This window comes from Erythrobacter sp. NE805 (genome assembly GCF_046452355.1).
Taxonomy (GTDB): domain Bacteria; phylum Pseudomonadota; class Alphaproteobacteria; order Sphingomonadales; family Sphingomonadaceae; genus Erythrobacter.
Genome location: NZ_JBKFDI010000002.1, coordinates 473,971 through 500,672, shown reverse-complemented (window position 1 = coordinate 500,672; position 26,702 = coordinate 473,971). Strand labels below are relative to the sequence as shown.

The window sequence follows — 26,702 nt, the reverse complement described above, 5'->3', positions numbered from 1 at the left end:
TGAGGCATGGGGGAGGCATGGCTGGGGCACCAATAAGAAAATTTGCGACCGATAACCCGCGACCGCTCGGTTCGCGGCGCGATCTGCACGCCGCGGCCCTCGCCAAGGCCAATGCGGAAGGCGGGGATCTGCGCGGCCGGGGCGACCGGCGCGGGGCCGAGCGCACGCGGGTCGAGGCGGCGAGAGGCTTCAAGCCGGTGATCGACGAGCCGGCGAGCGAGCAGAACTTCTTCCTCCCGCGCCAGGCCGGCGGCATGACGCTGTTCCTGCTCGCCGCCTATGCGGTGGCGGGAATCGTCTTTCAGGGCATCCCCTCGACCTTCACCTGTTCGCTGGCGCTCGCCTCGGCGGCGCTGTTCGCCTGCGGGACGCTGTTCGCCGAGACCGAGCGCCGTCCCGAGACCGCCAATGCGGTGCGGCTCGGGATCGTGTTCGTCGGGATCGTCCTGCCGATGGCGCTCGCCGGGCTGGCGCTCGCGACCTGGGTCGGGCAGGGGCTGCCGTGGCAGTGGGCGATCGGCACGATGGTGTGCATCAACGCCGCCGCGGCCGCGCTGTTCGACATGCGCATCGTCTCGCTGTTCTGCGCCAAGATCGCGAGCTGGGCGGGCTTCGCCGTGCTCGTCCCGGCGCCGGTGACCTATGCCGCGGTCGTCGCCGCGGCGATCACCCTGCTGCTGATCGCGCGGCTCGAGTGGAAGGCCGCGGCCAACCGCCGCCTCGCCCGCGAGGCCCGCGAGCGGGTCGCGGCGCGCGCCGAGGACATCCTCAGGAGCTTCGAGGAGACCGGGCAGGGCTGGTTCTGGGAAACCGACCGCCGCGGGCTCATCACCTACATCTCGCCCAAGGCCGCGCTGGCGCTGGGCAAGACCACCGACGCGGTGGTCGGCCGCCCGCTCTCCGAGATCGTCGACCCCTCGCAAGGCGCCGCCGATGCCGAGCGCACGCTCGCCTTCCACCTCTCGGCGCGCTCGGCCTTCCACGATGTCGAGGTGCGCGCCGCGACCACCGGGGACGAGCGCTGGTGGGCGCTCGCCGGGCGCCCGGTCTACGACAGCTACAAGAACTTCTGCGGGTTCCGCGGCCATGGGACCGACCTCACCGAGAAGCGCCGCAGCGAGCAGCAGGTCTCGCGCCTCGCGCACTACGATTCGCTCACCGGCCTCGCCAACCGCGTGCAGATGAGCCAGGCATTGGAGCAGATCCTCGCCGCCCCGAGCGGTCGCGAGCGCGCCTGCGCGGTGCTGATGCTCGACCTCGACCGCTTCAAGCACGTCAACGATACGCTCGGCCACCCGGCGGGCGACGCGCTGCTCAAGCAGGTCGCCCAGCGGCTCGAGCGCGCGATCGGCGGGGCGGGGCGTTGCGGGCGGCTCGGCGGCGACGAGTTCCAGGTGATCGTCCCCGGCCACCAGGACCGCGGCACCCTCGGCCACATCGCGCAGGAGATCATCGCCTCGCTCTCGCAGCCCTATTCGATCCAGGGGCAGAGCGTGGTGATCGGCGCCTCGGTCGGCATCGCGCTCGCGCCCGAGCACGGCTCGAACAGCGACGAGCTGATCCGCAACGTCGACCTCGCGCTCTACGCTGCCAAGGACGCCGGGCGCGGGGTGTTCCGCTTCTACGCCGAGGACCTCCATGCCGCCGCAGAAGAGCGCGCCGAGCTCGAGCAGGACCTGCGCGAGGCGATCGCCAAGGGCGAGCTCGAGCTCTACTACCAGCCGGTCGTCTATGCCGCGAACGAGAAGATCGTCGGCTTCGAGGCGCTGATGCGCTGGAACCACCCGCGCAAGGGCTGGCTCAGCCCGGCCAAGTTCGTGCCGATCGCCGAGGACGCCGGCCTCATCGACCGCCTCGGCCAGTGGGCGCTGCGCACCGCCTGCGCGGACCTTGCGCGCTGGCCGCGCTCGATCCGCTGCGCGGTCAACGTCTCGGCGCTGCAATTCGCCAATCCCGAGCTCCCGACCATCGTCGCCAACGCGCTCGCGCACAGCGGGGTCGCACCCTCGCGGCTCGAGCTCGAGATCACCGAGAGCGTGTTCCTCAACGACAGCGCCGGCACCGACGCGATGTTCAAGGCGCTCAAGCGGGTCGGCGTGCGCCTCGCGCTCGACGATTTCGGCACGGGCTATTCCTCATTGGGCTATCTGAAGAAGGCGCCCTTCGACAAGATCAAGATCGACCGCAGCTTCGTTCAGGGCGCGACCGAGGAGGGCAGCCGCAACGGGGCGATCATCGCCTCGATCACGTCGCTGGCCGAGGCGCTGCACATGGACACGACGGCGGAAGGGGTCGAGACCCTCGACGAGCTCGAACTGGTGCGTCTGCTCGGGTGCAGCCACGTCCAGGGCTATATCTACTTCAAGCCGATGAACGCCTCGGACGCGACCGCGCTGGTTTCGGGCGATCTCGTCGCCGAGGCCGACGGCCCGCAGTCCGCCCGCGCGCCGCGCCAGAACCTGCTGCGCCGCGTGGTGGTGGTCCACAACGGCAACCGCCTCAACGCCACCTTGCGCAACGTCTCCGAGAGCGGGGCGATGATCGAGGGCCTTTGGAACATGCCCGCCGGCAGCGCGATCCGCATCGAGTTCTCGGCCGACAGGAGCGTCACCGCCCAGGTCCGCTGGTCGCGCGAGAACCGCGTCGGCATCGAGTTCCACGCGCCGCTCAAGCGCCGCGCCGACGGGTCCTTCTCGGTCCTCAAGGGCGCCCCGGGCACCGTCGGCGCCTGGTAGCCCCGCCCGCGCATGCCGGGCGCGACCCGGCGCGATAGGGACATGCGCTTTAGCGGAATAATAACCATCGGCCTTTACGCCTTGCGAACACGGCCCCGGCGCATCTGCGAGCATCGCCCGGGCCGAGCTACGGAGGCAGGTCTCACGAGATGTCCCTCAAGGGTCTCTTGTCGTCACGCAACGGCAGCGCCTCGCGCCGCGAGCCGCCGGCCGTCGCGCCGCGCCCTCTCGCGCCGCCCGCCACCTCCGCGCTTACCGACGGCGAACGCCTCGCGATGCTCGACGAGCTCGAGCAGTCGGGCCTCGGCTGGTTCTGGGCGAGCGATGCGCGCGGCAATCTCACCTACCTCTCGGGCGCGATCGCCAAGCGGCTCGACCTGCCGCTCGCCGACCTCCTCGGCCAGCCGCTGACCGCGATCTTCGCCGCCGCCGACCGCGAGGGGCGGGGCAAGTCGCTCCCGCTGATGCTCGGCGCGCACAAGGCCTTCACCGGGCTCGCGGTGCGCGCTGCCAGGAAGCCCGAGGGCGCGGTGCTGCGCCTCTCGGGCCAGCCGATCGCGACCGCCGAGGGCGCGTTCGCCGGCTTCCGCGGCACCGGGGTCGACATCACCGAGGAGTACACCCGCGAGGAGGAGACCGCGCGGCTCGCCCGTTACGATTCGCTGACCGGGCTCAGCAACCGCCACCGCATGGCGCACCACATCGATGCGACCCTCACCGCCTTCCGCGCCGCGCGCCGCAACTGCGCGGTGATGATGATCGACCTCGACCGCTTCAAGCACGTCAACGACACGCTCGGTCACGCGGCGGGCGACGAGCTGTTGAAGCAGGTCGCCGCGCGGCTGACGCGGGCGATCGACCGCGATTGCGAGATCGGGCGGCTGGGCGGCGACGAGTTCCAGGTGATGCTCCCCGACATCGACGACCGCGGGGTGCTCGGCGAGCTCGCGGCCAAGGTGATCGCGATGCTGCGCCAGCCCTACAGCCTCGAGGAAGGGCGCTGCGTGATCGGCGCCTCGGTCGGGATCGCCATCGCCCCGCACGACGGCGTGACCCGCGACGAGATCGTGCGCGCCGCCGACCTTGCGCTCTATGCCGCCAAGAACGGCGGCCGGGCGCAGTACCGCTTCTTCTCGGGCGAGCTCGAGAACGAGACGATCTTCCGCCGCCGCCTCGAGCAGGACCTCGGCACGGCGCTGCGCGAGGAGCAGCTGTTCCTGCGCTTCGAGCCGATCGTCGCCGCTGCCGCCGGCACGGTATGCGGGCTCGAGACGCACGTGTGCTGGAACCACGAGACCCGCGGCGTCATCGACGAGCACGAGTTCGCCCAGATCGTCGAGGGCTCGGCGCTGCTCGGCGATGTCGGGCGCTGGGCGATCGCGGCGGCCTGCCAGCGCGCCGCCGGCTGGCCCGACAGCGTGCGGGTCGCGGCCAGCGTGCCGGTCGCGCTGTTCCTCGCCGATGACTTCGTGACGCTCGTCTCCGAGGCGGTCGACGCCGCCGGGATCGCGCCCGCGAGGCTCACGCTGGCAATCAGCGAGGCGGTGTTCTTCGGCGAGGCGAGCGTCGTCGACCGCACGCTCGCGGCGCTGTTCAAGCTCGGGGTGCGGCTGACCCTCGACGAGTTCGGCTCGGGCTATTCCTCGCTCTCCTACCTGCGCCGCGCGCCCTTCGACGCGATCAAGATCGACCAGAAGCTGGTCGCCGAGGCCGAGCGGCAGGATGGCACCGAGCTCGGCCTCGTGCGCGCGATCGTCGCGCTCGCGGGCGCCTTGCAGATGGACACCGTGGCGGGCGGGATCGAGAGCGCGAGCCTGCTCGCCGCGCTCCAGGCCTGCGGGGTGCACTACCTCCAGGGACCGATCTTCTCCGAGCCGGTCGACACCGACACCCTCGCGCGCGAGATGGCGGGCGGCGCGTGGCGCATCGAGCCCGGCACCAGCCGCATGCGCCGCGCCCGGCGCCGTACCCTGCTGCGCAAGATCCAGGTGATCCACGACGACTATGCCTACATGGTCACCTTGCGGAACCTCTCGAAGACCGGCGCGCTGATCCAGGGCCTTGCCGACGTGCCGCGGGGGACGCAGTTCGTGGTCGACCTCGGCGGCGGACAGCTGGCGGTCGCGACCGTGATGCGCTCGAGCGGCGACGTCCAGGGGCTCGAGTTCGAGCAGTCGCTGATCGAGGACGGCTCGGGCGGGCTGTGCACCCGCAACCGCGTCTCTCCCTACGCTCTTGCCGCCGCCGGAACGCCTCTGGCAGCGCTGGCCCCGGGCAAGTTCCTCGGCATGGATCAGGGCGGGGCTGTCCCCAAGTTCGGCTACGCCAAGCCCGCCCGCACCGAACCCGCCTGACGGGCCCCTCAGCAGTTGCGTTTTTGGCGCATGACAATGCTGCGCCCTACCGCTAATCGGCGGGGGAAATGACCGACCTCTCTCACATCCGCAACTTCTCGATCATCGCGCATATCGATCACGGCAAGTCGACCCTCGCCGACCGGCTGATCCAGTTCACCGGCGGGCTCTCGGAGCGCGAGATGTCCGCGCAAGTCCTTGACAACATGGACATCGAGAAGGAGCGCGGCATCACCATCAAGGCGCAGACCGTGCGCCTTACCTACCAGGCCAAATCCGGCGAGACCTATCAGCTCAACCTGATGGACACCCCCGGCCACGTCGACTTCGCCTACGAGGTCTCGCGCAGCCTCGCCGCCTGCGAGGGCGCGCTCCTTGTCGTCGACGCCGCGCAGGGGGTCGAGGCCCAGACCCTCGCCAATGTCTACCAGTCGATCGAGCACGACCACGAGATCGTCCCCGTCATCAACAAGATCGACCTCCCCGCCGCCGAGCCCGACAAGGTCCGCGCCGAGATCGAGGAGATCATCGGCCTCGACGCTTCGGACGCCGTCCTCGCATCCGCCAAGTCGGGCATCGGCATCGAGGAGGTGCTCGAGGCGGTCGTCGCCCGCATCCCGCCGCCCAAGGGCACCGTCGACGCGCCGCTCAAGGCCAGCCTCGTGGACTCGTGGTACGACCCCTATCTGGGCGTCGTCATCCTCGTGCGCGTGATCGACGGCAAGCTCACCAAGGGCCTCAACATCCGCTTCATGCAGGGCGGCACCCAGCACCTCGTCGACCGCGTCGGCTGCTTCACCCCCAAGCGCGCCGACCTGGCTGAACTCGGCCCCGGTGAGATCGGCTTCATCACCGCGCAGATCAAGGAGGTCGAGCAGGCCCGCGTCGGCGACACCATCACCACGGTGAAGGGCGGGGCCGAGATCCCGCTGCCGGGCTACAAGGAAGTGCAGCCGGTGGTGTTCTGCGGCCTCTTCCCGGTCGACGCCGCCGACTTCGAGAAGCTGCGCGAGTCCATCGCCAAATTGCGCCTCAACGACGCGAGCTTCAGTTTCGAGATGGAGTCGAGCGCCGCCCTCGGCTTCGGCTTTCGCTGCGGGTTCCTCGGCCTCCTCCACCTCGAGATCATCCAGGAGCGGCTCAGCCGCGAATACGACCTCGACCTCATCACCACCGCGCCCTCGGTGGTCTACCGCATCCACCTCGGCCACTCGAAGACCGAGGACGCCAAGGTCATCGACATCCACAACCCCGCCGATTGGCCCGACACCAACCGCATCGAGATGATCGAGGAGCCGTGGATCAAGGCGGTGATCTACACCCCCGACGAATACCTCGGCGCGATCCTGAAACTGTGCCAGGACCGCCGCGGCATCCAGACCGAGCTCACCTATGTCGGCGGCCGCGCGCAGGTTTCGTATGAGCTGCCGCTCAACGAGGTGGTGTTCGACTTCTACGACAGGTTGAAGTCGATCTCGCGCGGCTACGCCAGCTTCGACTACGAACAGATCGGCACCCGCGAGGGCGACCTCGTGAAGATGAACATCCTCGTGAACAACGAGCCCGTGGACGCTTTGTCCCTGATCGTCCACCGCGCGAACGCCGAAGAACGCGGCCGCGGCATGTGCGAGCGGTTGAAGGACCTCATCCCCCGGCATCTTTTCAAGATCCCCATCCAGGCCGCCATCGGCGGCAAGGTGATCGCCCGCGAGACCATCGCGGCGCTGCGCAAGGACGTGACGGCGAAGTGCTACGGCGGGGACATCACCCGGAAGAAGAAGCTGCTCGAGAAGCAGAAAAAGGGGAAGGCGCGGATGCGGGAGTACGGCAATGTGTCGATCCCGCAGGAAGCCTTTATCGCCGCCTTGAGAATGGGTGAAGAGTGAAGCCCCGCGCCTAGCGCAGGCGGTCGCAACGCGGCCGGGAAGCTAGAAGCGAGAGGCTGCAACTCCGGCCGGCGGGTCTGCGCAGCAGAACCCGTTCGACGTCACGGCCGCGGCTTCGCCGCGGCTAACCTTCAATCCTCCCCTTCCGGGGAGAGCCTGTCCTGAGCCTGTCGAAGGAGGGACCACCGAAGGTGGTGGAGGGGCGAGCCGCATTTCGAGCAAGTTGTTTCACGCGGAGACGCAGAGACGCGGAGAGGCCGCTCTTCACCCTTCCCGCTCGCGGGAGGGGCAGGGGGTGGGCCTGCCTTAAAGTGGCTCGCTCCGCTCGCTCCCACCCCTGACCCCTCCCGCAGGCGGGAGGGGGACGGCAAGACCTTGACTCAGCAACCGTGAGGCCAGATCACACCCAGATGGGCTTCGGCGTATTCATGCACAAGGACGGGTCGATCTACGACGACATTCCCGAGGTGCATTATCAGTTCCCGAAGGCATACCTCAGCCGCGCCTAGAAAATGGTCGGCGACTGGATCGTTTATCGCGAGCCTGTCAAACTCCCGCAGTCAAAGGGCTTTTTCGCCGTCGCCAAGGTCGAGCGGATCATCCCCGATCCGGCGATTTCGGATCGCTATCGCGCGCTCATTGAGCCAGGAAGCTATCTGCCTTTCGAGCACTTCGTTCCGCATATCGTCGATGGCCAGCAAGTCGAGCGCGACCTAGCCAACGCGCAAGCAGCGGTGCGTCCGCTTTCATCTCCGACTTTGAGCGGCTCCTCGGTGCCGTTGAGCGCCCGGTCCCCAAAGAATCTACCGATTTGCTTCGCAAATCGGAAAGGGCGCGACGTCCTCGATGCGCTGGACGCCGAGCGCGAGGGCGGCCTGCCAGGCGGCGCGGAAGCCCTCGGCGCCGGGCTGGCGCCGGAGCTGGTAGGCACCCTCGGTGCTCATGTCGACGGCCCGGGCGGCGGCCTCGACCGAGCCCGTGTCGGCGAGCGCCTCGATGAAGCCGCGCTGGCGCTCCGGGGTCCAGCCGTCGTGGCGCGCGGATTTGCGGGGGACGGGGGCGAAGGCGGGGAGCTCGCCTTTGGCGGCGGGGAGGTCGGCAGTGCGGGGGTCTTTGCGGCGGGTCATGGGGCGGGCCTTTCGCGAGCGGGGCCGCGAAGGGATCACGAAACCGCGAGGTAGGAAATGCGCGGCGGCGTCGGGGCGTGGGGGCGGGGGATCAGGCCCCGGTGGTGCCCGGCTGCATCGCGTTGGTGATGTTCTCGAAGACGCCCGCGAGCGTCAGGCCGAGCGCCTGGAAGGCGATGATCGCCGCGACCGCGATCAGCGCGGCGATGAGGCCATATTCGATCGCCGTCGCCCCGGCCTCGTCGCTGGTCAGTTGCCCGAGCATTTTCTCGTTCCCCTTCCGATGGTTGGTGGAGCGTGACCGCGAAAGCCTGGCGGCGCGTATCGAGAGATGGTTGGCGCTCGTCCGGGAGGGGCCGCGCAGAAAGTTGCGCGCGAAGCGGGCGGGGGCGGAGGCGTGGCGCGGCGCGGCAAAGCCGCGCCGTCACGTCGAACGGGTCGGCTGACGCCGCCCGCATGCCGAGGCCGCTGCCTCTCCTGCGCAAGCCTGAAGACTTGCGCACGGGGCATCAGCCTTCACTTGGCGTTCAGCACGCGCCTCGCTATAGCCTCGCCCCATGCACTCGAAGCTCACCACCACGCTCGCGCGCGCGGCGCTCCTCGCTCTCGTCGTCACCCCGATCGCGGCCTGCTCGGGCAGCAAGGGCGGCAAGGACGTGGCCTACGTCGCGCGCGACGTCGAATCGCTCTATGCCGAGGCGCGGCGGCGGCTCGACCGGGGGAACACCCTCCAGGCCGCGGCGCTTTTCGACGAGGTCGAGCGCCAGCACCCCTATTCGCCCTGGGCCCGCCGCGCGCAGCTGATGAGCGCCTTCAGCTACTACGTCGCGCGCGACTACAACAAGGCGATCCAGAACGCCCAGCGCTTCCTGTCGATCCACCCCGGCAACAAGGACGCGCCTTACGCCTACTACCTGATCGCGCTCTCCTATTACGAGCAGATCAGCGACGTGAACCGCGACCAGAAGATCACCGAGCAGGCGCAGACCGCGCTGCGCGAGGTCAACCGCCGCTTCCCGCAGAGCGAATATGCCTCGGACGCGCGGCTCAAGCTCGACCTCGTCGCCGACCACCTCGCGGGCAAGGAGATGGAGATCGGCCGCCATTACCAGCGCATGGGCCTGTGGCTCGCCGCGGACATGCGCTTCCGCAACGTGGTCGAGAAGTTCGACACCACCAGCCACACGCCCGAGGCGCTCTACCGGCTGTGCGAGAGCAGCCTTGCCCTCGGCGTGCCGCAGGAGGCGGTGAAATACGCTGCGGTGCTCGGCGCCAACTATCCCGGCTCCGAGTGGTACGAGCGCGCCTTCAAGCTCGTGAACAAGCACGCCGAGGGCGTTACCGCGAGCTGAGCCCGCCCGCCCGCCCGCCAGGCGGGCCGCCGCGCAATCCCCCACCGGACGATCCCCCGCATTGCGCAGGCGCTTGCCTCGGGCGCTGATCTATATATGATTGGATATAGAAGAGGGGCCGCTCGGGGGGACACGTCTTGCGCAACATCGCCACAGCCGGGCTTGTCGCCGCCGCTGCTGCAACCCTGCCGTCGGCAGCGGTTGCGCAGGGCCGGGAGGCCGAGCCCGACCGGCCTGCGCTCGGAGCAATCATCGTCACCGCGCGCCAGCGGCCCGAGGCCGCGCAGGAGGTGCCCGCAGCGCTCTCGGTCATCGATGCGCGCTGGCTGGAGCAGTCCTACACGCTCAACACCCGCGACCTCGCGGTGCTCGTCCCGGCGCTCAACTACTCCTCGGCGAACCCGCGCAACACCGCCTTCACGATCCGCGGGCTGGGCTCGAGCGTGGTCGCGGTCAGCCAGGCGAACGACGGGCTCGAGCCGGGGGTCGGCTACTATGTCGACGGCGTCTACCACGCGAGGCCCGCGACCGCGGCCTTCGACTTCTCGGACATCGCCCGGATCGAGGTGCTGCGCGGGCCGCAGGGGACGCTGTTCGGCAAGAACACCACGGCAGGCGCGATCAACATCGTCTCGGCCGCGCCCGGCTTCGACCCGGCGCTCGATGTCGAGCTCAGCGCGGGCGAGCGGCGCTTCGTGCAGGCGCGGGTCGCGGCGACCGGGCCGCTCGCCGGGGACAGCCTCGCTTACCGCCTTTCGGGGACCCTGACGCGGCGCGACGGGGTGCTGCGCAACGTGCGGACCGGCGCGGACCAGAACACCCTCGGCGCGCAGGCGGTGCGCGGGCAGGTGCTGTGGCAGCCCTCTGGCGATGTCAGCCTGAGGGTGATCGCCGACTTCGCCAATTTCGACAGCGAATGCTGCACGCAGGTGTTCCTGCGGGTCGGCTCCAGCCTGCGTCCCGCCGCGCGGCAATATCCGGCGCTCGCGGCGACGGCGGGCTATGCGCCGCCGAGCACCGATCCCTACGACCGCCTGACCGACATCGACGCGCCGCTTGCCGTCAGGACGAGCGAGGGCGGCATCGCCGCGACCGCCGACTGGGACCTAGGCCGTGCAACGGTCACCTCGATCAGCGCGTGGCGGTTCTGGAACTGGGACGCGGCGAACGACCGCGACTACACAGGCCTGCCGATCCAGCTCGTCCAGCGCATCCCCTCGCGGCAGGACCAGTGGAGCCAGGAGCTGCGCATCGCCTCGAACGGCACGCGCGGGTTCAGCTATGTCGCGGGACTGTACTGGTTCCGGCAGGTGCTGACCGGGGAGCCCAACTCGGTCTACGGCCCCTACGGCGCGCCGTGGCTGATCGGGCCGACGACCGGCGCCAATGCCACCCCGGTTCCCGCGAACCTCCTCGACGGCTACGGCCAGACCGGGAGCACGCGTTTTGCCGCCGACAGCTATGCCACCTTCGCCGAGGTCAACTGGCGCCTCGTCCCGCGCCTCACCCTTACCGGGGGCCTGCGCTACACCCACGAGGACAAGCGGGGGGACTACGCCACGCGCGTCTTCGGCGGTCCGCCCGTGACCAGCCCCGCACTGATCGCCGCCCGGCTCGGCGTGCTGCGGCCGCAGAGCTACTCCGCGCGTGACAAGGACGGGAGCCTTTCGGGCCGCGCCAACCTCGCCTGGCAGCCCTCCGATCGCCTGCTCGTCTACACGAGCTTTGCGCGCGGGTTCAAATCGGGCGGGATCAACATGTCGGGCCTGCCGCTCGACGCGAACAACCAGCCGGTGCCGGCGACCGCGGTGGTGCGGCCCGAGCGGAACACGACGTGGGAGGCCGGGCTCAAGACGCAAGCGTGGGACGGGCGCCTCACCCTCGATCTCGCCGCCTACCGCACCACTGTTACCGACTTCCAGGCGACGGTGGTGGACTCGAGCCAGACCGTCGCGCTGCGCGGCTACCTGTCGAACATCCCCGCGGTGCGGGTGCAGGGGATCGAGGCCGATGCGCGGCTGCGGATCGGCCGCCTGACGCTGACCGGCGCGCTCGCCTATGCGCAGGGCACCTATACCGATTATCCGGCAGGGCCGTGCCCGCTCGAACGCCAGACCGCCGCGACCGCGGCCTGCGACCTCACCGGCCGGCGCCTCGCGGGCCTGCCGCGCTGGTCGCAGACGCTGAGTGCGGACTACGCCATCCCGGCGGGCCGCGGCGCGTGGTTCCTCCACGCCGACAGCAACTGGCGCAGCGGCTATTTCGGCGATCCGACGCTGTCGCGCTTCACCTGGATCGACGGCTACAACCTCACCAATGCGAGCCTCGGCTACCGGCGCGAGGATGCGGACGGCAAGGGCTGGGAGGTCGCGCTTTTCGCGCGCAACCTGCTCGACGCCGACTATATCCAGAACCTCACCATCCAGGCAGGCAATTCGGGGCTGATCCTCGGCAGCCCGAGCGATCCGCGCACCCTGGGGCTCACGCTCAGGGTGCGGCGCTGAGGTCGCTTTCGCCCGGCTCCTCCTGGCCCCTCGGGGCGAGCGGGGCAGCCAGCAGGTGCTCGGCGAGCACGGCCATGTCCTGCGCCGCACCTGCCGCCGCCGCCGTCTCCATGCGCCGGTAGGCCGCGCGCACGCGCTCGCCGAGAGCCGTGAGCTGCGCGCCCGCCTTGGGGTTGCCCGGCACCGTCGCCACCAGCGGCCCCTGCCAGCAGCGGTTCATCGCATCGACCAGCAGCCAGGCGCGGCGGTAGCTCATCCCCATCGCCCGCCCCGCCGCCGAGATCGAGCGCTGCGCGGCGATCGCCTCAAGCAGTTCGGCCTTGCCCGGACCCATCGCGATCTCGTCGCCGCACATGATCTGGATCTTGAGCCTGAGAGGGGAGCGCCGCGCCATTCCCGGGAGCCTAGCCGCGCTGCCGAGGAAGGCCAAGCCCGCGAGGCTCTCCCGCCTTGCTTCGCTATATCTTAAGATAGGCATCTCCCCCGAGGCCACGCGCCAGACCATCTTCAAATTCCCGTGGGAAATCGGTGCGATCGAAGGGTGTCGCATGGGGCGACGCGCCCGCTTTCGCGCAGGGTTGGCGAGGGTCAGCATGGCACGGCTTGGTATCGGGCGAGGGGCACCTGCCGCGGGCGTCATGCTCGCGGCCGCGCTGCTGGGCGCCGAGCCGGCGCTTGCCGAGGAGCGCGAGCCCGAGGCCGCCGAGGGCGCGCGCCCGGTGCTCGCGCTGTCGGGCGAATACATCCTCGATGCCGTCGCGGTGGTGCGCGGGGCCGATGCGGGAGTGCGCTATGTCGATCTCGCGACGCTCACCGCCGAGGTGGATCTCGAGGCCGCCGCGGGCTGGCGCGGGGGGAGCCTCGTCGCGGAAGTCATCGCAGGGACGGGGCAGCGGCCCAACGACCTCGCGGGCACCTTGCAGGGGATCAACAACTCGGAAGTTCCCGACAACCGGGTCAAGCTCTACCAGTTCTACCTTTCGCAGGCGCTCGCCGGGGGGGCAATGACATTGCGCGCCGGGTTCATCGATCTCAATGCGGAATTCTACAGCAACGAGGCCGCCGGGCTGCTGATCGCGCCCGCTTTCGGGATCGGCTCGGAGCTCGCCGCGACCGGGCCCAACGGCCCGGCGATCTTCCCCTCGACCGCGCTCACCGCCGCGGTGCGGGTCGCGCCCTCGCGCGATACCTATGCCGCCTTCGCTCTGGTCAATGCCGAGGCCGGGGTGCTGGGCGACGTCGGCGGGATGGCGCCGCTGCTGAAGGAAGGGGCGCTCCTGATCGGGGAGGGTGGCTGGACCGGCGGGGCGGGCAAGGTCGCGCTCGGCGCCTGGTCCTACACCCGCAGGCAGGACGACATCCGCCTCGTCGACGCAGCGGGCGACCCGCTGCGGCGGCGCGCGCACGGGGGATACCTGCTGCTCGAATGGCCGGTCGGCGGCGTCACCGGCCCCGAGCCCGACGCCCCGCGCAAGGCGAGCCTGTTCCTGCGTGCGGGGGTCTCCGACGGCGACACCACGCCCTATCGCGGCGGGTGGCAGGCCGGGGTGCTGGTCAACGCCGCGCTCCCCGGGCGGCCCGACAGCCAGCTCTCGTTCGGCGCCAACCAGGCGTTCCTGTCGGACAAGTTCCGGCTCAATCACGCGGAGGCGGGCAACCCGATGCGCGGCGCCGAGACCGGCGTCGAGCTGACCCTTGCCGACACGCTCGCCCCGTGGCTCACCGTCCAGGCCGACGCCCAATATGTGCGCAATCCCGGCCGCGCCGCCGGCACGCGCGACGCGGTGATCCTCGGCCTGCGCTTCATCTTCGCTTTCTCCCGGGAATGGTGAGCCCCGTGCGCTCGCCGGAAGGACTGTCCTGCCCATGACCATCAAACGGCGCGCGATCCTAATCGGTTCGATCTTCATCGCCCTCATCGTCATGCAGACGCTCTCGGCCGCGTGGAGCGACTGGCAGCGCGCCCGCACCGATGCCGAGGGCGAGGTGATCGTCAGCATGCTGCGCAACCACATGGTCGGCGACATGATGCACGACGCGGCGCGCGGCGCGGTCTTCGCCGGGCTCTACGGCGCGGCGAGCGGGCAGCCAGAAGTGGTGAAGCAGGCGAGCGACGACCTCGATTCCTACGCCAAAAGCTACCGCTCGATCATGGCCGAGAACATCAAGCTCGCGGTCGACCCGGCGCTGCACCAGCAGCTCGAGGCCGCGAACCGCGATGTCGATGTCTACCTCGCCACCGCCCGCCAGATGCTCGACGCCGCCGCGCGCGGCCGCTCGGATGCCGAGCGGCTTTTCCCGCGCTTCAACCAGAGCTTCGACCGGCTCGAGGAATCGATGGGCGATATCGGCGTGGCTTTCGAGGACCTGCTCACCGCGCGCAAGGCCGCGACCCGCGCCTCGAGCCTGTGGCTGCTGATCGGCATCGCGCTCGTCTCCTTCGTGCTGCTCGCGGTGCTGATGGGCCAGATCCAGAAGCAGCTGGTGCTGCGCCTCTATGCCCTCGGAGAGCGGTTCAAGGCGATGGGCGAGGGCGATTACACCAGCCCGGTCGAGGGCGCCGATGCCCCCGACGAGATCGGCGCGATCGCGCTCGCGGCGGAGAAGTTCCGCGAGGTGGCGCTCGCCAAGCAGGCCGCCGAGGCCGAGCAGAAAGTGGTCGTCGCCGCGCTCGCCGGGGGCTTGCAGGACCTCGCCGCGCGCGACCTCACCCGGCGGCTCGAGGCGCGCTGGGCGCCCGAATACGAGACCCTGCGCGAGAACTTCAACCGCACCGCCGCCGAGCTTGCCGCGGTGATGCAGCAGGTCGCGGTCGCGGCCGAGGGGGTCTCGACCGGGGCCGAGGAGATCCACAGCGCCTCCTCCGACCTTGCCCGGCGCAACGAGTTGCAGGCCGCGCGGGTCGACCAGACCTCCTCGACGCTCGGCGATGTCGCGCGCAACGTGCAGAGCACCGCGAGCAATGCGAAGGAGGTGCAGCGGGTCATCGCCGAGGCGCACCGCGAGGTCGTCGAGGGCGGCGAGGTGGTGCGCCAGGCGGTCGAGACGATGGCCTCGGTCGAGGCCTCCTCCGCCGAGGTCGGCAACATCATCACCCTGATCGAGGGGATCGCCTTCCAGACCAACCTGCTCGCGCTCAACGCGGGCGTCGAGGCGGCGCGCGCCGGGGAGGCAGGCAAGGGTTTCGCGGTTGTAGCGGGCGAGGTCCGCGCGCTCGCCCAGAAGAGCGCCGAGGCGGCGAACGAGATCACCGCGCTCATCAAGGCGAGCGCCGAGCAGGTCGGCCGCGGGGTCGCGCTGGTCGGCAAGACCGGGGAGAGCTTCTCCTCGATCACCACCACCTTCTCGAGCATCGACACCTATGTCCGCACCATCGCCGAGGGCTCGCAGGAGCAGGCGGACAACCTCCAGCAGGTCAGCGAGGCGGCGAGCGACATCGGGCGCACGACGCAACAGAACGCCGCGATGGTCGAACAGGCGACCGCCGCGGCGAGCAGCCTCGCGCGGCAATCGAGCGACCTGCGCGCGCTGGTGGCGGCGTTCCGGATCGAGGATGCGGCGGGCGTCTCCAGCCCCGCCGGGACCGCGACCCTCGACAGCTGGGCGGCCTGACCGCTGCGGCCTCTTGCCTTTTCTCCGAATCCGCACTAAAAGTAGTTAGAAAACTAACTATAGGAGTGTGGCATGGAGTTCAGCAGGCGCAAGGTGCTGGTCGCGGGCGGGGCGGCAGCCGTCGTCACCCTGGCAGGCGGATGGCGCGCGCTCACCACCCCCGCGCTCGCCGAGGCGGCAGGGCCGTGGCGGCGTGCGGGCAAGGGCTTCGCCGACCCCCGGCTCGACGCGCTCTCCTACGCGATCCTCGCGCCCAATCCGCACAACCGCCAGCCGTGGCGCTTCACGCTGGTGGGTGGCGACACCATCGACGTCGCCTGCGACCTCGCGCGCCGCCTGCCCGCCACCGACCCCTTCGACCGGCAGATCGTGATCGGCTTTGGCTGCATGCTCGAACTGCTGCGCATCGCCGCCGCCGAACGGGGCTACACCGCCACCATCACCCCTTTTCCCGACGGCGAGGACCAGCCGCGCCTCGCGGGCGGGCGCATCGCCCGGGTGCGGTTTGTGAAGGGCGCGGCGGTGCGCGACCCGCTGTTCGGCGCGGTGCTCGCCCGGCGCTCGACCAAGGAGCCGTTTCTCGAGCGGCCCGTCGCCGATGCCGAGGTGGCGGCGCTGGCATCCGCGCTCCCCGCCGGGGTCGCCCTCGGGCACTCGACCCCGGCGAACCACGCGGCGCTCTCGGCCAACGCCATCGGCGCGTGGGAGACCGAACAGGCGACCCCCGCCACCCGCCGCGAGAGCATCGCCCTGATGCGCATTGGCAATGCGGCGGTGGTCGCCCAGCCCGACGGCATCGACCTCGGCAGCCCCTTCATGACCGGCGCCGGCGCGCTCGGGATCGTCACGCCGACGAGCCTCGACACCCCCGGCAGCATGGCCTTCCAGTCGGGCATCGACATGTACCGCTCGCTTGTCGCCGCCACGCCGCGCTGGGTGTGGCTGACGACCCCCGGCAACACCCGCGCCGACCAGCTCGTCGCCGGCGCCGCCTGGGTGCGGCTCAACCTCGCCGCGAACGCGCGCGGGCTCGCCGTCCATCCCTGGAGCCAGGCCTTGCAGGAATTCCCGGAGATGCAGGAACGCTACCGCGAATTGCGCGGGCTTGCCGGTGCGGGCGAGAGGGGCCTACAGATGTTCGCGCGCCTCGGGTTCGGCCCCGCCGTCGATCCGAGCCCGCGCTGGCCACTGGAGACCAAGCTCGTCGATGTCTGATCCGCGTCCCGACCCGGTCACGTTCCGCATCTTCAACGAGATCGGGATCATCGACCAGCTCGCCAGCACCGCCTTCCGCCAGCACATGCCGCGCCCGCTCAACAACGCGATGTTCGGCGTGCTCAACCACTTCGTCCGGCTTGGCGATGGACGCACGCCGAGCGAGCTTGCTGCGGCATTTCAGGTCGCCCGCCCGAGCATGACCGCGACCCTCGACAAGCTCGCGCGGGCCGGGTTCGTGGACATCGTCCCCGATCCCGCCGACGGGCGCACCAAGCGGGTCTACATCACCGAGGCCGGGCGCGCCGCGCGCGCGCGGGCGGTGGAGGCGAGCGGCGCGCTGCTCGAAACGATCGCGCCCGCGCTGGAGGGGGTCGATCAGGAACGGCTGCTGGCCTTGCTCCAGGAAATGCGCAAGGTGCTCGACGCGGCGCGCTGAGGCGCGGCTCAATCGGCCGGCACGGTCCCGAGCGGCGTGGTGCGCCCGCCGAGCGCGAAGTGCACTGCAACGCCCACCACCATCAAGCCGAGCCCGAGCAGCGCCGCCTCGGTCCCCGTGCCATAGAGCACCGCCGCACTGAAGGCGATGCCGATCACGCACAGCATCGGTTTGGTGCGCGCCTTCAGTCCCGCAAGGCAGATCCCGGCGTAGAAGAAGATGTTGGTCGCCGCGCTCAGGCGCAGCAGGAAGTCGAGCACCTGTTCGCCGAGCGAGAAACGACTGACGATCACCAGCACCGCACCCAGCGTGATGCCGAGGATCAGCGCTCGGCGCCCGATCCCCCGCTCGTCCTCGGGCGCCATCCACGCCGGCAGCTGCCCGTCGCGCACCAGGCCGTAGGGAATTTCGCCAAAAAACAACACCCCGGGGTTGAGCGCGCCGATCGCCGAGATCGCCGCGAACAGCGCGATGCCCGAAGCCGCCCAGCCGCCGGCGTAGATCGCCGCGAAGGCGGCGAGCGGCGCGCCTTGCCGCGTCAGTACCGACGGCGGAACCGCGAGCACGATGCCCATGGTCACAAGCAGGTAGACGAGCAGCACGAAGGCGAGGCCGTAGTGCGTCGCGCGGGTGACGTTGCGCATGGGATCCCGCACGCGCTGGGTGACCATGCTGGCGGCCTCGAAACCGAGCAGCGCGAAGAAGCTCGCCCCGATCGCCGGCATCAGCCGGTCTGCCCGGAACGGCTCGCGGACGAGTGCGTGTAGGTGCCGGGCGCGGTCACCGCGAGCACCAGCACGATCACGATCACCAGCACGAGAGGCAGGAGCTTCAATATCGTCGTTATCACCTGGAAGTGCCCCGATCCCCTGATCCCCGCCAAATTGATCCACCCGACCGAGGCGAGGACCGCAAGGGCGATGATCGACGTTGCACTCTGCGGCACCGGGCCGGGCACGAGGTACAGCAGGTATTCGGCCGCGACGGTCGACAGCACCGCGGAGATGGGGACCAGCCCCACCCAGTAACTCCACGCCAACACGCGCCCGGCCCCCAGCCCGAGGATGTCACCGCAGATGGTGAGGATACTGGGTTCGTCGGGGAACCGCATCGACAGGACGGCGATGAGCTGACCGAGCGCCAGCACGCCGACGCCGCTGAGCAGCCAGGCTGCCAGCGCCGTCCAGCCGAACGGCGCGAGCGAGGCGGGCATGACGAAAATGCCGGCCCCGATCATCGTCCCCACGACCATCGCGGTGGCGGTCCACGGCCCGAATGCTCTCTGCATGATGATGTCCCCCAATTCCCCGCAGCCGGGCTAGCATCGCTTCACCGCACAAGGAAGGTGAGGGGCGGCCCGCTTGGGGATTGGGCCAAGTGCGCGGGTGACGCGCGGGCGCGCCTGCGCTATCCCTGCGCACGCCCATGCTCACCCGCCTCTCGATCCGCAACATCGTCCTCATTGAAGCGCTCGACCTCGACTTCGCGCGCGGGCTCGGCGTGCTGACCGGCGAGACGGGTGCGGGCAAGTCGATCCTTCTCGACGCGCTCGGCCTGGTGCTCGGGGACCGCGCCGAGACCTCGCTGGTGCGCGCCGGCGAGGACAAGGCGAGCGTCACCGCCAGCTTCGACTTCGCGCAGCTCCCGCCGGTGATCGCCGCGGCGCTCGACGATGCCGAGATCGCGATCGAGGCCGGCGAGCCGCTGATGATCCGCCGCCAGGTGCGCGCCGACGGGGGCTCGAAAGCCTTCATCAACGACCAGCCCGCGAGCGTCGCCCTGCTGCGCGAACTCGCGCCCGCGCTCGTCGAGCTCCACGGCCAGCACGACGACCGCGGGCTCGTCAACCCGCGCGGCCACCGCCAGCTGCTCGACCGCTATGCGGGGACCGACATCGCGGGCCTGGAGCGCGCCTTTGCGCAATGGGCGCGCAGCGAGGCGCAGCTCGCCGAGGCGCGCGCCGCGGTCGAGCAGGCCAAGGCCGACCAGGACCTGTTGATCGCGCACCTCGCCGAGCTTTCCGCGCTCGAACCCCAGGCGGGCGAGGAGGCGCGGCTCGCGCTCGCCCGGGCGGACATGCAGAAGGGCGAAAAGCTCTCGGGCGACCTCGAGGACCTGCGCCACCTCTGGGAGGGCTCGGATTCGCCCCTCGCGAGCTTGCGCGTCGCCGCGCGGCGGCTCGACCGGATCGCCGAGCAGCACCCGCTCCTCGCCGAAGCCTTGGCCGCGCTCGACCGCGCGGTGATCGAGGCGAGCGAGGCCGAGGACAAGCTGCGTGAGGCCGCCGAGGCGCTGGTCCATGATCCCATGGCGCTCGAACGCGCCGAGACGCGGCTGTTCGAGCTGCGCGCCGCGGCGAGGAAGCACCGCTGCGAGGTCGACGATCTCCCCGATCTCGCGCGCTCGATGCGCGCCCGGCTCGACGCGATCGAGGGCGGGGAGGCGCAGCTCGACGCGCTGGAGGCCGCCGCCAAGGAGGCGCGCAAGGCCTATGTCGCCGCCGCGGAGAAGGCTCACGCCGCGCGCGTGGCGGGGGCGGGGCGGCTCGACGCGGCGGTGGCCGCGGAGCTCGCGCCCCTGAAGCTCGACGCCGCGCGGTTCCGCACCAGCATCACCCCGCTCCCCGAAGAGCGCTGGAATGCCGCGGGCATGGACGCGGTCGAGTTCCTGATTGCGACCAATCCCGGCGCCGACTTCGCCCCGCTCGCCAAGATTGCGAGCGGCGGCGAGCTGTCGCGCTTCATCCTAGCGTTGAAGGTCGCGCTGGCGGAGAAGGGCGGGGCGGCGACGATCATCTTCGACGAGATCGACCGCGGCGTCGGCGGCGCGGTGGCCTCCGCGATCGGCGAGCGCCTCGCCCGGCTCGCCGCGGACGAGGGGCAATTGCTGGCGGTCACCCACTCCCCGCAGGTGGCCGCGCGCGGGGGGCAGCACTACCTCATCGCCAAGGCCTCGAGCGGCACGGTGACGCGGACCAGCGTGGTCCTGCTCGACGCCGCTGGCCGCCAGGAGGAGATCGCCCGGATGCTCTCCGGCGCCGAGGTGACGCCTGAGGCCCGGGCGCAGGCCGAGCGGCTGCTGGAGGGGGTGTGAGGCAGCACCTCATCCTGCCCCTCCTCCTCGCCGCCTGCACCCCCGCCACGCCCGCGCCGGAGAGAGCCGTGACGTCCGTCCAGCCCAACCACGCCGCCTACGGCACCGACGCCCACCTCGCGCCCTCGAAGCCCGATGCGATCCTGCGCTATGCCGACCACCCGCGCGGCTTCGCGGAGCTGCGCCTTCCCCCGGGCAAGGGCCCCTTCCCGCTGGCGGTGATCTATCATGGCGGGTGCTGGAAGACCGGGATCGCCTCGCAGGCCTACATGGCCCCGCTCGCGACGCGCTGGCAGGAGCAGGGCATCGCGACGCTCAACGTCGACTACCGCGAGGTCGGCGACGGCGGGGGCTGGCCGGGCTCCTTCGCCGACTGGGCGGCTTCGGCGGCGCTGGTCGAGGATGTGGCGAAACGCCATCCGATCGACCGCGCGCGGGTCACGCTGGTCGGCCATTCGGCGGGCGCGCTGCCGGCGCAGTGGCTGGCGCGCGGCGACGGTCCCGACGGCCCGCTCGGCGCGCGCGCGGCGACCCGAGTGCGCGCGAGCATCGTGCTCGACGGGCCGGGCGACGTCGGTGCGGAGCGCGTCGGCTTCGACGCCCTTTGCCAGTTCAGCGCGGTCGATCCCTTCATGGGCGGGGAGCCGCAGCGCTTCCCCGAGCGCTATGCGGCGATCTCGCCTGCGACGATCGCGCCGCGCCTCGCCGAATTGCTGTTCGTGCAGGCGAAGCTCCCCGTGCCCTCGGCGGCGACGCAGGCCGCGCTCGCGACGGGCGCGGCGCGGGTCACCGTGCGCGAGAACCCCGGAGCCAGCCACTTCGCGATCATCACCCCCGGCGACCCCGTTTACGCCGCGAACGAGCCGGCGATGCTCGCGGTGCTCGAAGGTGGCCAATGATCCGTTGCCCCCCGCCGCCGCGGCGCTAAGCTGCGGGGCGACGAGGGGAGAGAGGTTCATGACGCGACTGATTCCGGCCGCCGTCAACGCCGCGCTGCTGCTCGCCGCCTGCGCGCCCGCCGCGCCGGTCGGCGAGGCCGCGCGCGCCGACCACGTCACCATGCTCGTCCCCGGCACGGCGGATTTCGCCGCGATCGGCCCGGTGCTGCTGGACATCACGCGGGGGCGCTGAATAGAGCGGGCACCATGAGCAGCGAAGCAATGACCGAGGCCGAGGCCGCCAACACGCTGATGCGCCTCGCGCGCGAGATCGCCCGGCACGACCGCCTCTACCACGCCGAGGATTCGCCCGAGATCAGCGACGCCGAATATGATGCGCTGGTGCGCCGCAATGCCGCGATCGAGGCGGCCTTCCCGCACCTCGTCCGTCCGGATTCGCCCTCGCGCAAGGTCGGTCACCAGGTCGCGGCCTCGCCGCTCGGCAAGGTTCGCCACGAGGTCCGGATGATGAGCCTCGACAACGCCTTCTCGCCCGAGGAGGTCGCCGAGTGGCTCGCGCGGATGCGGCGCTTCCTCAATCTGCCGGAGGGCGAGCCGCTGGCGATCACCGCCGAGGACAAGATCGACGGCCTTTCGTGCAGCTTGCGCTACGAGAACGGGGTGCTGGTGCGGGCTGCCACCCGCGGCGACGGGCAGGTCGGCGAGGACGTGACGGCGAATGTGCAGTTCATCGACGACATTCCGAAAGTTCTCACTCCCCTCCCGCTTGCGGGAGGGGCTGGGGGTGGGGCTGACAACGGGAGTTCCCACCCCCCGACCCCCTCCCGCGAGCGGGAGGGTGAGATCCCCGCGATCTTCGAGGTGCGCGGCGAGGTCTATATGGAAAAACAGGCCTTTACCGCACTCAATGCTGCGCAGCATGAGGCGGGGGGCAAGATCTTCGCCAACCCCCGCAACGCCGCGGCGGGCTCGCTGCGGCAGAAGGATGCGAACGTTACGGCGAAGCGTCCCTTGCGGTTCTGGGCGCACGGCTGGGGGGCGGCCTCGGAGGTGCCGGGGGCGACCCAGACCGAGGTGGTGGAGGCCCTGCGCGCGTGGGGCTTCCCGGTCTCGCCGCTGTTCACCCGCATCGAGGGCGGGGCCGACGACCTCATCGCCCATTTCGACGCGATCGGCGCCGCGCGGCCCGCGCTGCCCTACGACATCGACGGCGTCGTCTACAAGCTCGACCGGCTCGACTGGCAGGAGCGCCTCGGCTTTGTCGCCAAGGCCCCGCGCTGGGCGCTCGCGCACAAGTTCCCGGCGGAGCGCGCCGAGACGGTGGTGCAGGGCATCGACATCCAGGTCGGCCGCACCGGCAAGCTCACCCCCGTCGGGCGGCTCGCCCCGGTGCTGGTCGGCGGGGTCACGGTCACCAACGTGACGCTCCACAACCGCGACGAGATCGCCCGGCTCGGCCTGCGCGTCGGGGACCGCGTGGTGATCCAGCGCGCCGGCGACGTGATCCCGCAGGTGGTGGAGAACCTCACCCGCGACGAGCCGCGCGTGCCCTTCGTCTTCCCCGACCATTGCCCCGAGTGTCAGTCCGAGGCGGTCGCCGAAGAGGGCGAGGTCGACGTGCGCTGCACCGGCGGCCTGATCTGCCCGGCGCAGCGCACCCAGCGGCTCGAGCACTTCGTCAGCAGGCGGGCGCTCGACATTGAGGGGCTGGGCGAGAAGACCATCGCGCAGTTCTTCGCCTTGGGCTGGCTCGAGAGCCCCGCCGACATCTACCGCCTGCGAAAGCGCCGCGCGGAGATCCTCGCGCTCGAGGGCTGGCAGGAGAAGTCGGTCGACAACCTCCTCGCCGCGATCGAGGCCAAGCGCACGCCCGACGCCGCGCGGCTGCTCTTCGCGCTCGGCATCCGCCATGTCGGCGAGGTGACCGCGCGCGACCTGATGAAGCATTTTCACGAGCTTCCGGTCCTGCGCGCGACAGCCCACCGCGCCCGGGCGGGCGACCTCGAGGCGGCGGGCGAACTCACCGCCATCGACGGCATCGGCCCCTCGGTGGTCGAGGCGCTCGGGGACTTCTTCCACGAGCCGCACAATGTCGCCGTCTGGGAGGACCTGCTCTCCGAGGTCAGCCCGCCGCGCTACGAGGTCAGGACGCTCGCCAGCCGGGTCGCGGGCAAGACGGTGGTGTTCACCGGCAAGCTCGAGACGATGAGCCGCGACGAGGCCAAGGCGCAGGCCGAGCGGCTCGGCGCCAAGGCGGCGGGCTCGGTCAGCGCCAAGACCGACCTGCTGGTGGCGGGGCCGGGGGCGGGCTCGAAGCTCAAGAAGGCGGCCGAGCTCGGCATCGAGGTGACCGACGAGGCCGGCTGGGCGGCGATCGTCGCCGAGGCGCTGGGGGGCGGCGCGTGAACTTCGACGCCTTCCATCATCTCGCCTCGCAGATCGCAAGTCGCTTGCGCGCGCGCGGCGAGAAGGTCGCGGTCGCCGACGGCGCCACGGGAGGCCTGATCGCGGCGAGCCTGCTCACCGTCCCCGGGGCGCTCGACTTCTTCGTGGGCGGCGGGGTGGTCTACTCGCTCCGCGCGCGCGACGTGCTCTTCGCCCTGCCGCGCGAGGCCTACAGGGGGATGCGCGGGGCGAGCGAGGATTACGCGCTCCTTCAGGCCCGCGCGATCCGCGACAATTTCGGGGCGGATTGGGGGCTGGCGGAGAGCGGTTCGGTGGGCGGTTCCAATCACCCGAGCGGCGCACCCGCGGGTCGCTCGGTGGCGGCGATCGTGGCGCCCGGCGGCATGAGCGTAACCCGCGTCATCGAAACCGGGTCGGATGACCGCATCCTCAACATGGAAGCCTTCACCCGCAATGCGCTCACGGCGTTCAGGGACGCGCTCGACGCGGCGGGGGTGCGCGAATAATCTTCTGCGAGCCTGTCGAATCCGGCTTGGCAGGCGCGTCTCCGTGTCAGAGCCTCGCCATTCCGGCGCGGCCCTGATGGGAGGACGTGACATGCAATACATCCTGATGATCCACGAAGACGGCAGCCCCTATGCCGGCCCCGACGGCGCCGCGCTGATCGAGGCGACGCTCGCCGGGCACATGAAGCTCGCCGAGGACCTCGTCGCCGCCGGCGTGCCCTTCTCGGGCGAGCGCCTCAAGCCCGCCGCGACCGCGACCACCGTGCGCAGCGACAACGGCACCGTGACGCTCCACGACGGCCCCTTCGCCGAGACCCACGAGGAGCTCGGCGGGTTCTACGTCATCGACGTCGCCAGCCTCGACGAGGCGCTCGCCTGGGCCAGGCGCATCCCGGTGCCCAAGGGCGCGGTCGAGGTGCGCCCGGTCTGGCAGAGGGAAGGCTGAGCCTGGAGGCGAAGCGCGCGTCCGCGATCATGGCGGCGCGGCCCCGGGTGGTGGCCGCGCTTGCCGCGCAATTGCGCGATCTCGATGCGGCGGAGGAGGCCTTCGCCGAGGCCGCCGCGCGCTGCGTCGCGCTGGCCGAGCCACCGCGCGACGTCGCCGCATGGCTGTTCGTCGCGGCCCGGCGCCGTGCGCTCGATGCCCTGCGCAAGGCGGCCGCCGAGGTGCGCAGCTCCGAGGCGCTCGGCATCCTCGCGTCCGCGGAGGTCACCGACATGGCCGAGATCCTGACGCTCCCCGACCCGATCCCTGACGAGCGGCTGCGGCTGTTGTTCATCTGCTGCCACCCCGCGCTCGGGCCGGAGGTGCGCGCGGCGCTCGCATTGAAGGTGATCTGCGGGCTGCCGGTCAACCGCATCGCGCAGCTCTTCCTCGTCAGCGAGCCCGCGATGTTCCAGCGCATCACCCGCGCCAAGGCCAAGGTGCGCGAGGCGGGGATCGCCTTCGAACTGCCGCCGCGGCGCGAGTGGCCCGAGCGGCTGGGGGCGGTGCTGCTCGCGCTCGAACTCGCCTTCACCGCCGCCTATGCCGATGCGGGGGGCGAGCTGTCAGCGGAGCTTGAGGACGACCTCGGCGCCGAGGTCGAGCGGCTCGCGCTGCTGGTCGCCGAGCTGCTGCCCGAGGAGCCCGAGGCGCTGGGGCTCGCCGCGCTGGTGCTGCTCGCCCGCTCGCGCGCGGCCGCGCGGGTCGACGGCGCGGGAGCGATGGTGCCGCTATCCCGGCAGGACGTGCGCCTGTGGGACTTTGCGCGGATCGAACGAGCGCGGGGCTTGATGGACCGGGCCGCCGAGGCGGGGCGCTCGGGGCCGTATCAGGTGATGGCGGCGATCCAGCTCACCCATGCGCGGCGCGCCTTCGACCAGGCGACGGACTGGCGCGCGGTGCTGCGGCTCTACGACGTGCTGCTTGCGCTGCGCCCCGGTCCGATGGTCGCGCTTTCGCGCGCCCTCGCGCTGGCGCAGGTCGAGGGGGCCGAGGCAGGGCTGGCCGCGCTCGCGGCGCTCCCGGCCGAGCGGCTCGCGCTGGCGCGCCCGTTCCATGCCACGCGCGCCGAGCTGCTGGCGCGCAGCGGGCGGGACACGGAGGCGCGCGCGGCGCTCGACGAAGCGCTCGCGCTCGGCCCGCCGCGCGCCGAGCGGCTGTGGCTCGAGGCGCGGCGCGCAGCCCTCGGCTGAGGCCTACTCGGCGGGCTCGGGCGTCAGTTCCGGTTCGCGCACCCGCGCCTTCACCGCGCGGAAGGTCTCGCGGTACTTGGGGTGCTCGGTGCCCATCCAGCGGTCCCACCAGGTGAAGTAGAGCCCGAAGTTCCAGGTGCCCGCCGAGTGGTGGAGGTCGTGGTGGGTGACGGTGTTCCACCACCCGGTCCAGCGGCTGTCGACCCAGCCCGCCGGGTAGATCTCGACCCCGCAATGCCCGATCACGTTGCGGAAGATCATGTGCCACAGGAAGGCGAGCATCGCCCAGCCGACATACTCGACCCCGAGCGAGGTCGCGAGGAGCAGGTAGAGCGGCACGAAGGCCGCCTCGGACACGCCCTCCCATGCCGAGAAGCTGTAGGCCGCCCAGGGCGTCGGCGTGCGCGACTTGTGGTGGTGCATGTGCCAGGCGCGGAACAGCCGCTTGTGGTGGATCGCGCGGTGCATCCAGTAGAAATAGGCATCGTGCGCGAGGATGATCGCGACAGTCTGCAACGCCAGCTCAACCCAGGTGAATTCGCCGAGCGAGAAGCGCACGAGGCCCACCTGCTTCATCGCAAGCGTGCTCAGCGTCGTCACCCCGAACACCACCGCGGTGCGCAGCGAGGAGAGCACTTCGCGGCGGTAGTCGGCAGGGCTCGCGCGGCGCCCCTGCTGGATGCGGTAGATCCCCAGCCAGCGCCCGCCCGCCCACAGCACGAGCGTCATGAAACCGGCGGCGATGAAATAGCGGCCGAGGTCGAAATACATGGCGTTGGCCATGTGCCGGGTGACCAGGTCGAGGACGGTGGGATCGTGCGGGGCGGCGGACATCGATAAACTCCATAGCGTTGATGGCGCCGTCTTGCACGTGGCTCGCTTGACCGTCTCCGCAGC

23 protein-coding genes are annotated in these 26,702 nt (G+C 70.8%); 16 read left to right on the top strand and 7 right to left on the bottom strand.

The genetic code is table 11. The features are described from left to right. Positions 1-17: 17 nt before the first annotated feature. From ACLBKU_RS10365 to lepA, 3 genes are all read left to right on the top strand, one after another. Positions 18-2,735, top strand: coding sequence for an EAL domain-containing protein (locus ACLBKU_RS10365; protein WP_410179475.1), 2,718 nt, complete (start codon positions 18-20; stop codon positions 2,733-2,735). Positions 2,736-2,884: 149 nt separating this feature from the next. Next, complete coding sequence (locus ACLBKU_RS10360) at positions 2,885-5,089, top strand: putative bifunctional diguanylate cyclase/phosphodiesterase (RefSeq protein WP_410179474.1); 2,205 nt, start codon at positions 2,885-2,887, stop codon at positions 5,087-5,089. Positions 5,090-5,157: 68 nt separating this feature from the next. Beyond that, entirely contained in the window at positions 5,158-6,975 is a 1,818-nt protein-coding gene (lepA, locus tag ACLBKU_RS10355; protein ID WP_410179473.1) for a translation elongation factor 4, read from the top strand. 560 nt (positions 6,976-7,535) lie between these two features. Here the strand turns inward: lepA and ACLBKU_RS10350 are convergent. The 3 genes from ACLBKU_RS10350 to ACLBKU_RS10340 all read right to left on the bottom strand — a co-directional run bounded on the left by ACLBKU_RS10350 (position 7,536) and on the right by ACLBKU_RS10340 (position 8,367). Next, the gene (locus ACLBKU_RS10350) at positions 7,536-7,676 is read right to left on the bottom strand and encodes a hypothetical protein (protein ID WP_410179472.1); all 141 of its coding nucleotides are present in this window, start codon (positions 7,674-7,676) and stop codon (positions 7,536-7,538) included. 102 nt (positions 7,677-7,778) lie between these two features. Continuing rightward, positions 7,779-8,102, bottom strand: a complete 324-nt coding sequence (locus ACLBKU_RS10345; protein WP_410179471.1) for a hypothetical protein — start codon at positions 8,100-8,102, stop codon at positions 7,779-7,781. A 91-nt stretch (positions 8,103-8,193) separates the two neighbouring features. Next, positions 8,194-8,367 carry a Flp family type IVb pilin gene (locus tag ACLBKU_RS10340; RefSeq protein WP_410179470.1) on the bottom strand — a complete coding sequence of 58 codons (174 nt, stop codon included), beginning with the start codon at positions 8,365-8,367 and terminating at the stop codon, positions 8,194-8,196. A gap of 292 nt (positions 8,368-8,659) precedes the next feature. On the opposite strand from ACLBKU_RS10340, the gene ACLBKU_RS10335 reads away from it, so the two are divergent. Together ACLBKU_RS10335 and ACLBKU_RS10330 are read left to right on the top strand one after the other, a co-directional pair. After that, positions 8,660-9,454, top strand: a complete 795-nt coding sequence (locus ACLBKU_RS10335) for an outer membrane protein assembly factor BamD (protein ID WP_410179469.1) — start codon at positions 8,660-8,662, stop codon at positions 9,452-9,454. Between the two features lie 137 nt (positions 9,455-9,591). Then, on the top strand, positions 9,592-11,958 hold the full coding sequence (locus ACLBKU_RS10330; protein ID WP_410179468.1) for a TonB-dependent receptor: 2,367 nt from the start codon (positions 9,592-9,594) through the stop codon (positions 11,956-11,958). Here the strand turns inward: ACLBKU_RS10330 and ACLBKU_RS10325 are convergent. Next, a complete protein-coding gene (locus tag ACLBKU_RS10325; RefSeq protein WP_410179467.1) occupies positions 11,942-12,352 on the bottom strand; it encodes a winged helix-turn-helix domain-containing protein in 411 nt (136 codons plus the stop codon). The two genes, ACLBKU_RS10330 and ACLBKU_RS10325, sit on opposite strands and share 17 nt — an antisense overlap. A gap of 199 nt (positions 12,353-12,551) precedes the next feature. Here ACLBKU_RS10325 and ACLBKU_RS10320 point away from each other — a divergent pair, with 199 nt between their 5' ends. The 4 genes from ACLBKU_RS10320 to ACLBKU_RS10305 all read left to right on the top strand — a co-directional run bounded on the left by ACLBKU_RS10320 (position 12,552) and on the right by ACLBKU_RS10305 (position 17,224). Beyond that, positions 12,552-13,790 (top strand): carbohydrate porin, encoded by a 1,239-nt coding sequence (locus ACLBKU_RS10320; protein ID WP_410179466.1) that lies wholly within the window; start codon positions 12,552-12,554, stop codon positions 13,788-13,790. Positions 13,791-13,824: 34 nt separating this feature from the next. Then, positions 13,825-15,570, top strand: coding sequence for a methyl-accepting chemotaxis protein (locus ACLBKU_RS10315; RefSeq protein WP_410179465.1), 1,746 nt, complete (start codon positions 13,825-13,827; stop codon positions 15,568-15,570). 72 nt (positions 15,571-15,642) lie between these two features. Continuing rightward, a complete protein-coding gene (locus ACLBKU_RS10310) occupies positions 15,643-16,785 on the top strand; it encodes an Acg family FMN-binding oxidoreductase (protein ID WP_410179464.1) in 1,143 nt (380 codons plus the stop codon). Next, positions 16,778-17,224 (top strand): MarR family winged helix-turn-helix transcriptional regulator, encoded by a 447-nt coding sequence (locus ACLBKU_RS10305; protein ID WP_410179463.1) that lies wholly within the window; start codon positions 16,778-16,780, stop codon positions 17,222-17,224. Before ACLBKU_RS10310 ends, ACLBKU_RS10305 begins: the two co-directional genes overlap by 8 nt. An 8-nt stretch (positions 17,225-17,232) precedes the next feature. Here ACLBKU_RS10305 and ACLBKU_RS10300 read toward each other — a convergent pair whose 3' ends face one another. Together ACLBKU_RS10300 and ACLBKU_RS10295 are read right to left on the bottom strand one after the other, a co-directional pair. Next, positions 17,233-17,949: an APC family permease gene (locus tag ACLBKU_RS10300; RefSeq protein ID WP_410179462.1), complete on the bottom strand. Its 717-nt coding sequence runs from the start codon at positions 17,947-17,949 to the stop codon at positions 17,233-17,235. After that, positions 17,949-18,512 carry an amino acid permease gene (locus tag ACLBKU_RS10295; RefSeq protein ID WP_410179461.1) on the bottom strand — a complete coding sequence of 188 codons (564 nt, stop codon included), beginning with the start codon at positions 18,510-18,512 and terminating at the stop codon, positions 17,949-17,951. The genes ACLBKU_RS10300 and ACLBKU_RS10295 overlap by 1 nt, the downstream gene beginning before the upstream one ends. Positions 18,513-18,649: 137 nt before the next feature. Here ACLBKU_RS10295 and recN point away from each other — a divergent pair, with 137 nt between their 5' ends. The 7 genes from recN to ACLBKU_RS10260 all read left to right on the top strand — a co-directional run bounded on the left by recN (position 18,650) and on the right by ACLBKU_RS10260 (position 25,805). Continuing rightward, on the top strand, positions 18,650-20,317 hold the full coding sequence (gene recN, locus ACLBKU_RS10290; protein ID WP_410179460.1) for a DNA repair protein RecN: 1,668 nt from the start codon (positions 18,650-18,652) through the stop codon (positions 20,315-20,317). After that, positions 20,314-21,216, top strand: a complete 903-nt coding sequence (locus tag ACLBKU_RS10285; protein ID WP_410179459.1) for an alpha/beta hydrolase family protein — start codon at positions 20,314-20,316, stop codon at positions 21,214-21,216. The genes recN and ACLBKU_RS10285 overlap by 4 nt, the downstream gene beginning before the upstream one ends. Positions 21,217-21,274: 58 nt before the next feature. Then, positions 21,275-21,448 carry a hypothetical protein gene (locus ACLBKU_RS10280; protein ID WP_410179458.1) on the top strand — a complete coding sequence of 58 codons (174 nt, stop codon included), beginning with the start codon at positions 21,275-21,277 and terminating at the stop codon, positions 21,446-21,448. Between the two features lie 14 nt (positions 21,449-21,462). Then, positions 21,463-23,622 (top strand): NAD-dependent DNA ligase LigA, encoded by a 2,160-nt coding sequence (ligA, locus tag ACLBKU_RS10275; RefSeq protein ID WP_410179457.1) that lies wholly within the window; start codon positions 21,463-21,465, stop codon positions 23,620-23,622. After that, positions 23,619-24,128: a CinA family protein gene (locus ACLBKU_RS10270; protein ID WP_410179456.1), complete on the top strand. Its 510-nt coding sequence runs from the start codon at positions 23,619-23,621 to the stop codon at positions 24,126-24,128. The genes ligA and ACLBKU_RS10270 overlap by 4 nt, the downstream gene beginning before the upstream one ends. A 91-nt stretch (positions 24,129-24,219) precedes the next feature. Further along, a complete protein-coding gene (locus ACLBKU_RS10265; RefSeq protein WP_410179455.1) occupies positions 24,220-24,573 on the top strand; it encodes a YciI family protein in 354 nt (117 codons plus the stop codon). A gap of 29 nt (positions 24,574-24,602) precedes the next feature. Next, positions 24,603-25,805, top strand: coding sequence for an RNA polymerase sigma factor (locus tag ACLBKU_RS10260; RefSeq protein WP_410179454.1), 1,203 nt, complete (start codon positions 24,603-24,605; stop codon positions 25,803-25,805). Between the two features lie 3 nt (positions 25,806-25,808). Here ACLBKU_RS10260 and ACLBKU_RS10255 read toward each other — a convergent pair whose 3' ends face one another. Then, positions 25,809-26,639 (bottom strand): sterol desaturase family protein, encoded by an 831-nt coding sequence (locus ACLBKU_RS10255; protein WP_410179453.1) that lies wholly within the window; start codon positions 26,637-26,639, stop codon positions 25,809-25,811. Positions 26,640-26,702: the final 63 nt, after the last annotated feature.

Coding starts and splice junctions, on each gene's coding strand:
- ACLBKU_RS10295 (WP_410179461.1), bottom strand. CDS start 18,512: ATGCAGAGAGCATTCGGGCCGTGGACCGCCACCGCGATGGTCGTGGGG.
- ACLBKU_RS10340 (WP_410179470.1), bottom strand. CDS start 8,367: ATGCTCGGGCAACTGACCAGCGACGAGGCCGGGGCGACGGCGATCGAA.
- ACLBKU_RS10335 (WP_410179469.1), top strand. CDS start 8,660: ATGCACTCGAAGCTCACCACCACGCTCGCGCGCGCGGCGCTCCTCGCT.
- ACLBKU_RS10265 (WP_410179455.1), top strand. CDS start 24,220: ATGCAATACATCCTGATGATCCACGAAGACGGCAGCCCCTATGCCGGC.
- recN (WP_410179460.1), top strand. CDS start 18,650: ATGCTCACCCGCCTCTCGATCCGCAACATCGTCCTCATTGAAGCGCTC.
- ACLBKU_RS10345 (WP_410179471.1), bottom strand. CDS start 8,102: ATGACCCGCCGCAAAGACCCCCGCACTGCCGACCTCCCCGCCGCCAAA.
- ACLBKU_RS10255 (WP_410179453.1), bottom strand. CDS start 26,639: ATGTCCGCCGCCCCGCACGATCCCACCGTCCTCGACCTGGTCACCCGG.
- ACLBKU_RS10300 (WP_410179462.1), bottom strand. CDS start 17,949: ATGCCGGCGATCGGGGCGAGCTTCTTCGCGCTGCTCGGTTTCGAGGCC.
- ligA (WP_410179457.1), top strand. CDS start 21,463: ATGAGCAGCGAAGCAATGACCGAGGCCGAGGCCGCCAACACGCTGATG.
- ACLBKU_RS10365 (WP_410179475.1), top strand. CDS start 18: ATGGCTGGGGCACCAATAAGAAAATTTGCGACCGATAACCCGCGACCG.
- ACLBKU_RS10280 (WP_410179458.1), top strand. CDS start 21,275: ATGACGCGACTGATTCCGGCCGCCGTCAACGCCGCGCTGCTGCTCGCC.
- ACLBKU_RS10360 (WP_410179474.1), top strand. CDS start 2,885: ATGTCCCTCAAGGGTCTCTTGTCGTCACGCAACGGCAGCGCCTCGCGC.
- lepA (WP_410179473.1), top strand. CDS start 5,158: ATGACCGACCTCTCTCACATCCGCAACTTCTCGATCATCGCGCATATC.
- ACLBKU_RS10305 (WP_410179463.1), top strand. CDS start 16,778: ATGTCTGATCCGCGTCCCGACCCGGTCACGTTCCGCATCTTCAACGAG.
- ACLBKU_RS10315 (WP_410179465.1), top strand. CDS start 13,825: ATGACCATCAAACGGCGCGCGATCCTAATCGGTTCGATCTTCATCGCC.
- ACLBKU_RS10260 (WP_410179454.1), top strand. CDS start 24,603: ATGGCGGCGCGGCCCCGGGTGGTGGCCGCGCTTGCCGCGCAATTGCGC.
- ACLBKU_RS10310 (WP_410179464.1), top strand. CDS start 15,643: ATGGAGTTCAGCAGGCGCAAGGTGCTGGTCGCGGGCGGGGCGGCAGCC.
- ACLBKU_RS10325 (WP_410179467.1), bottom strand. CDS start 12,352: ATGGCGCGGCGCTCCCCTCTCAGGCTCAAGATCCAGATCATGTGCGGC.
- ACLBKU_RS10320 (WP_410179466.1), top strand. CDS start 12,552: ATGGCACGGCTTGGTATCGGGCGAGGGGCACCTGCCGCGGGCGTCATG.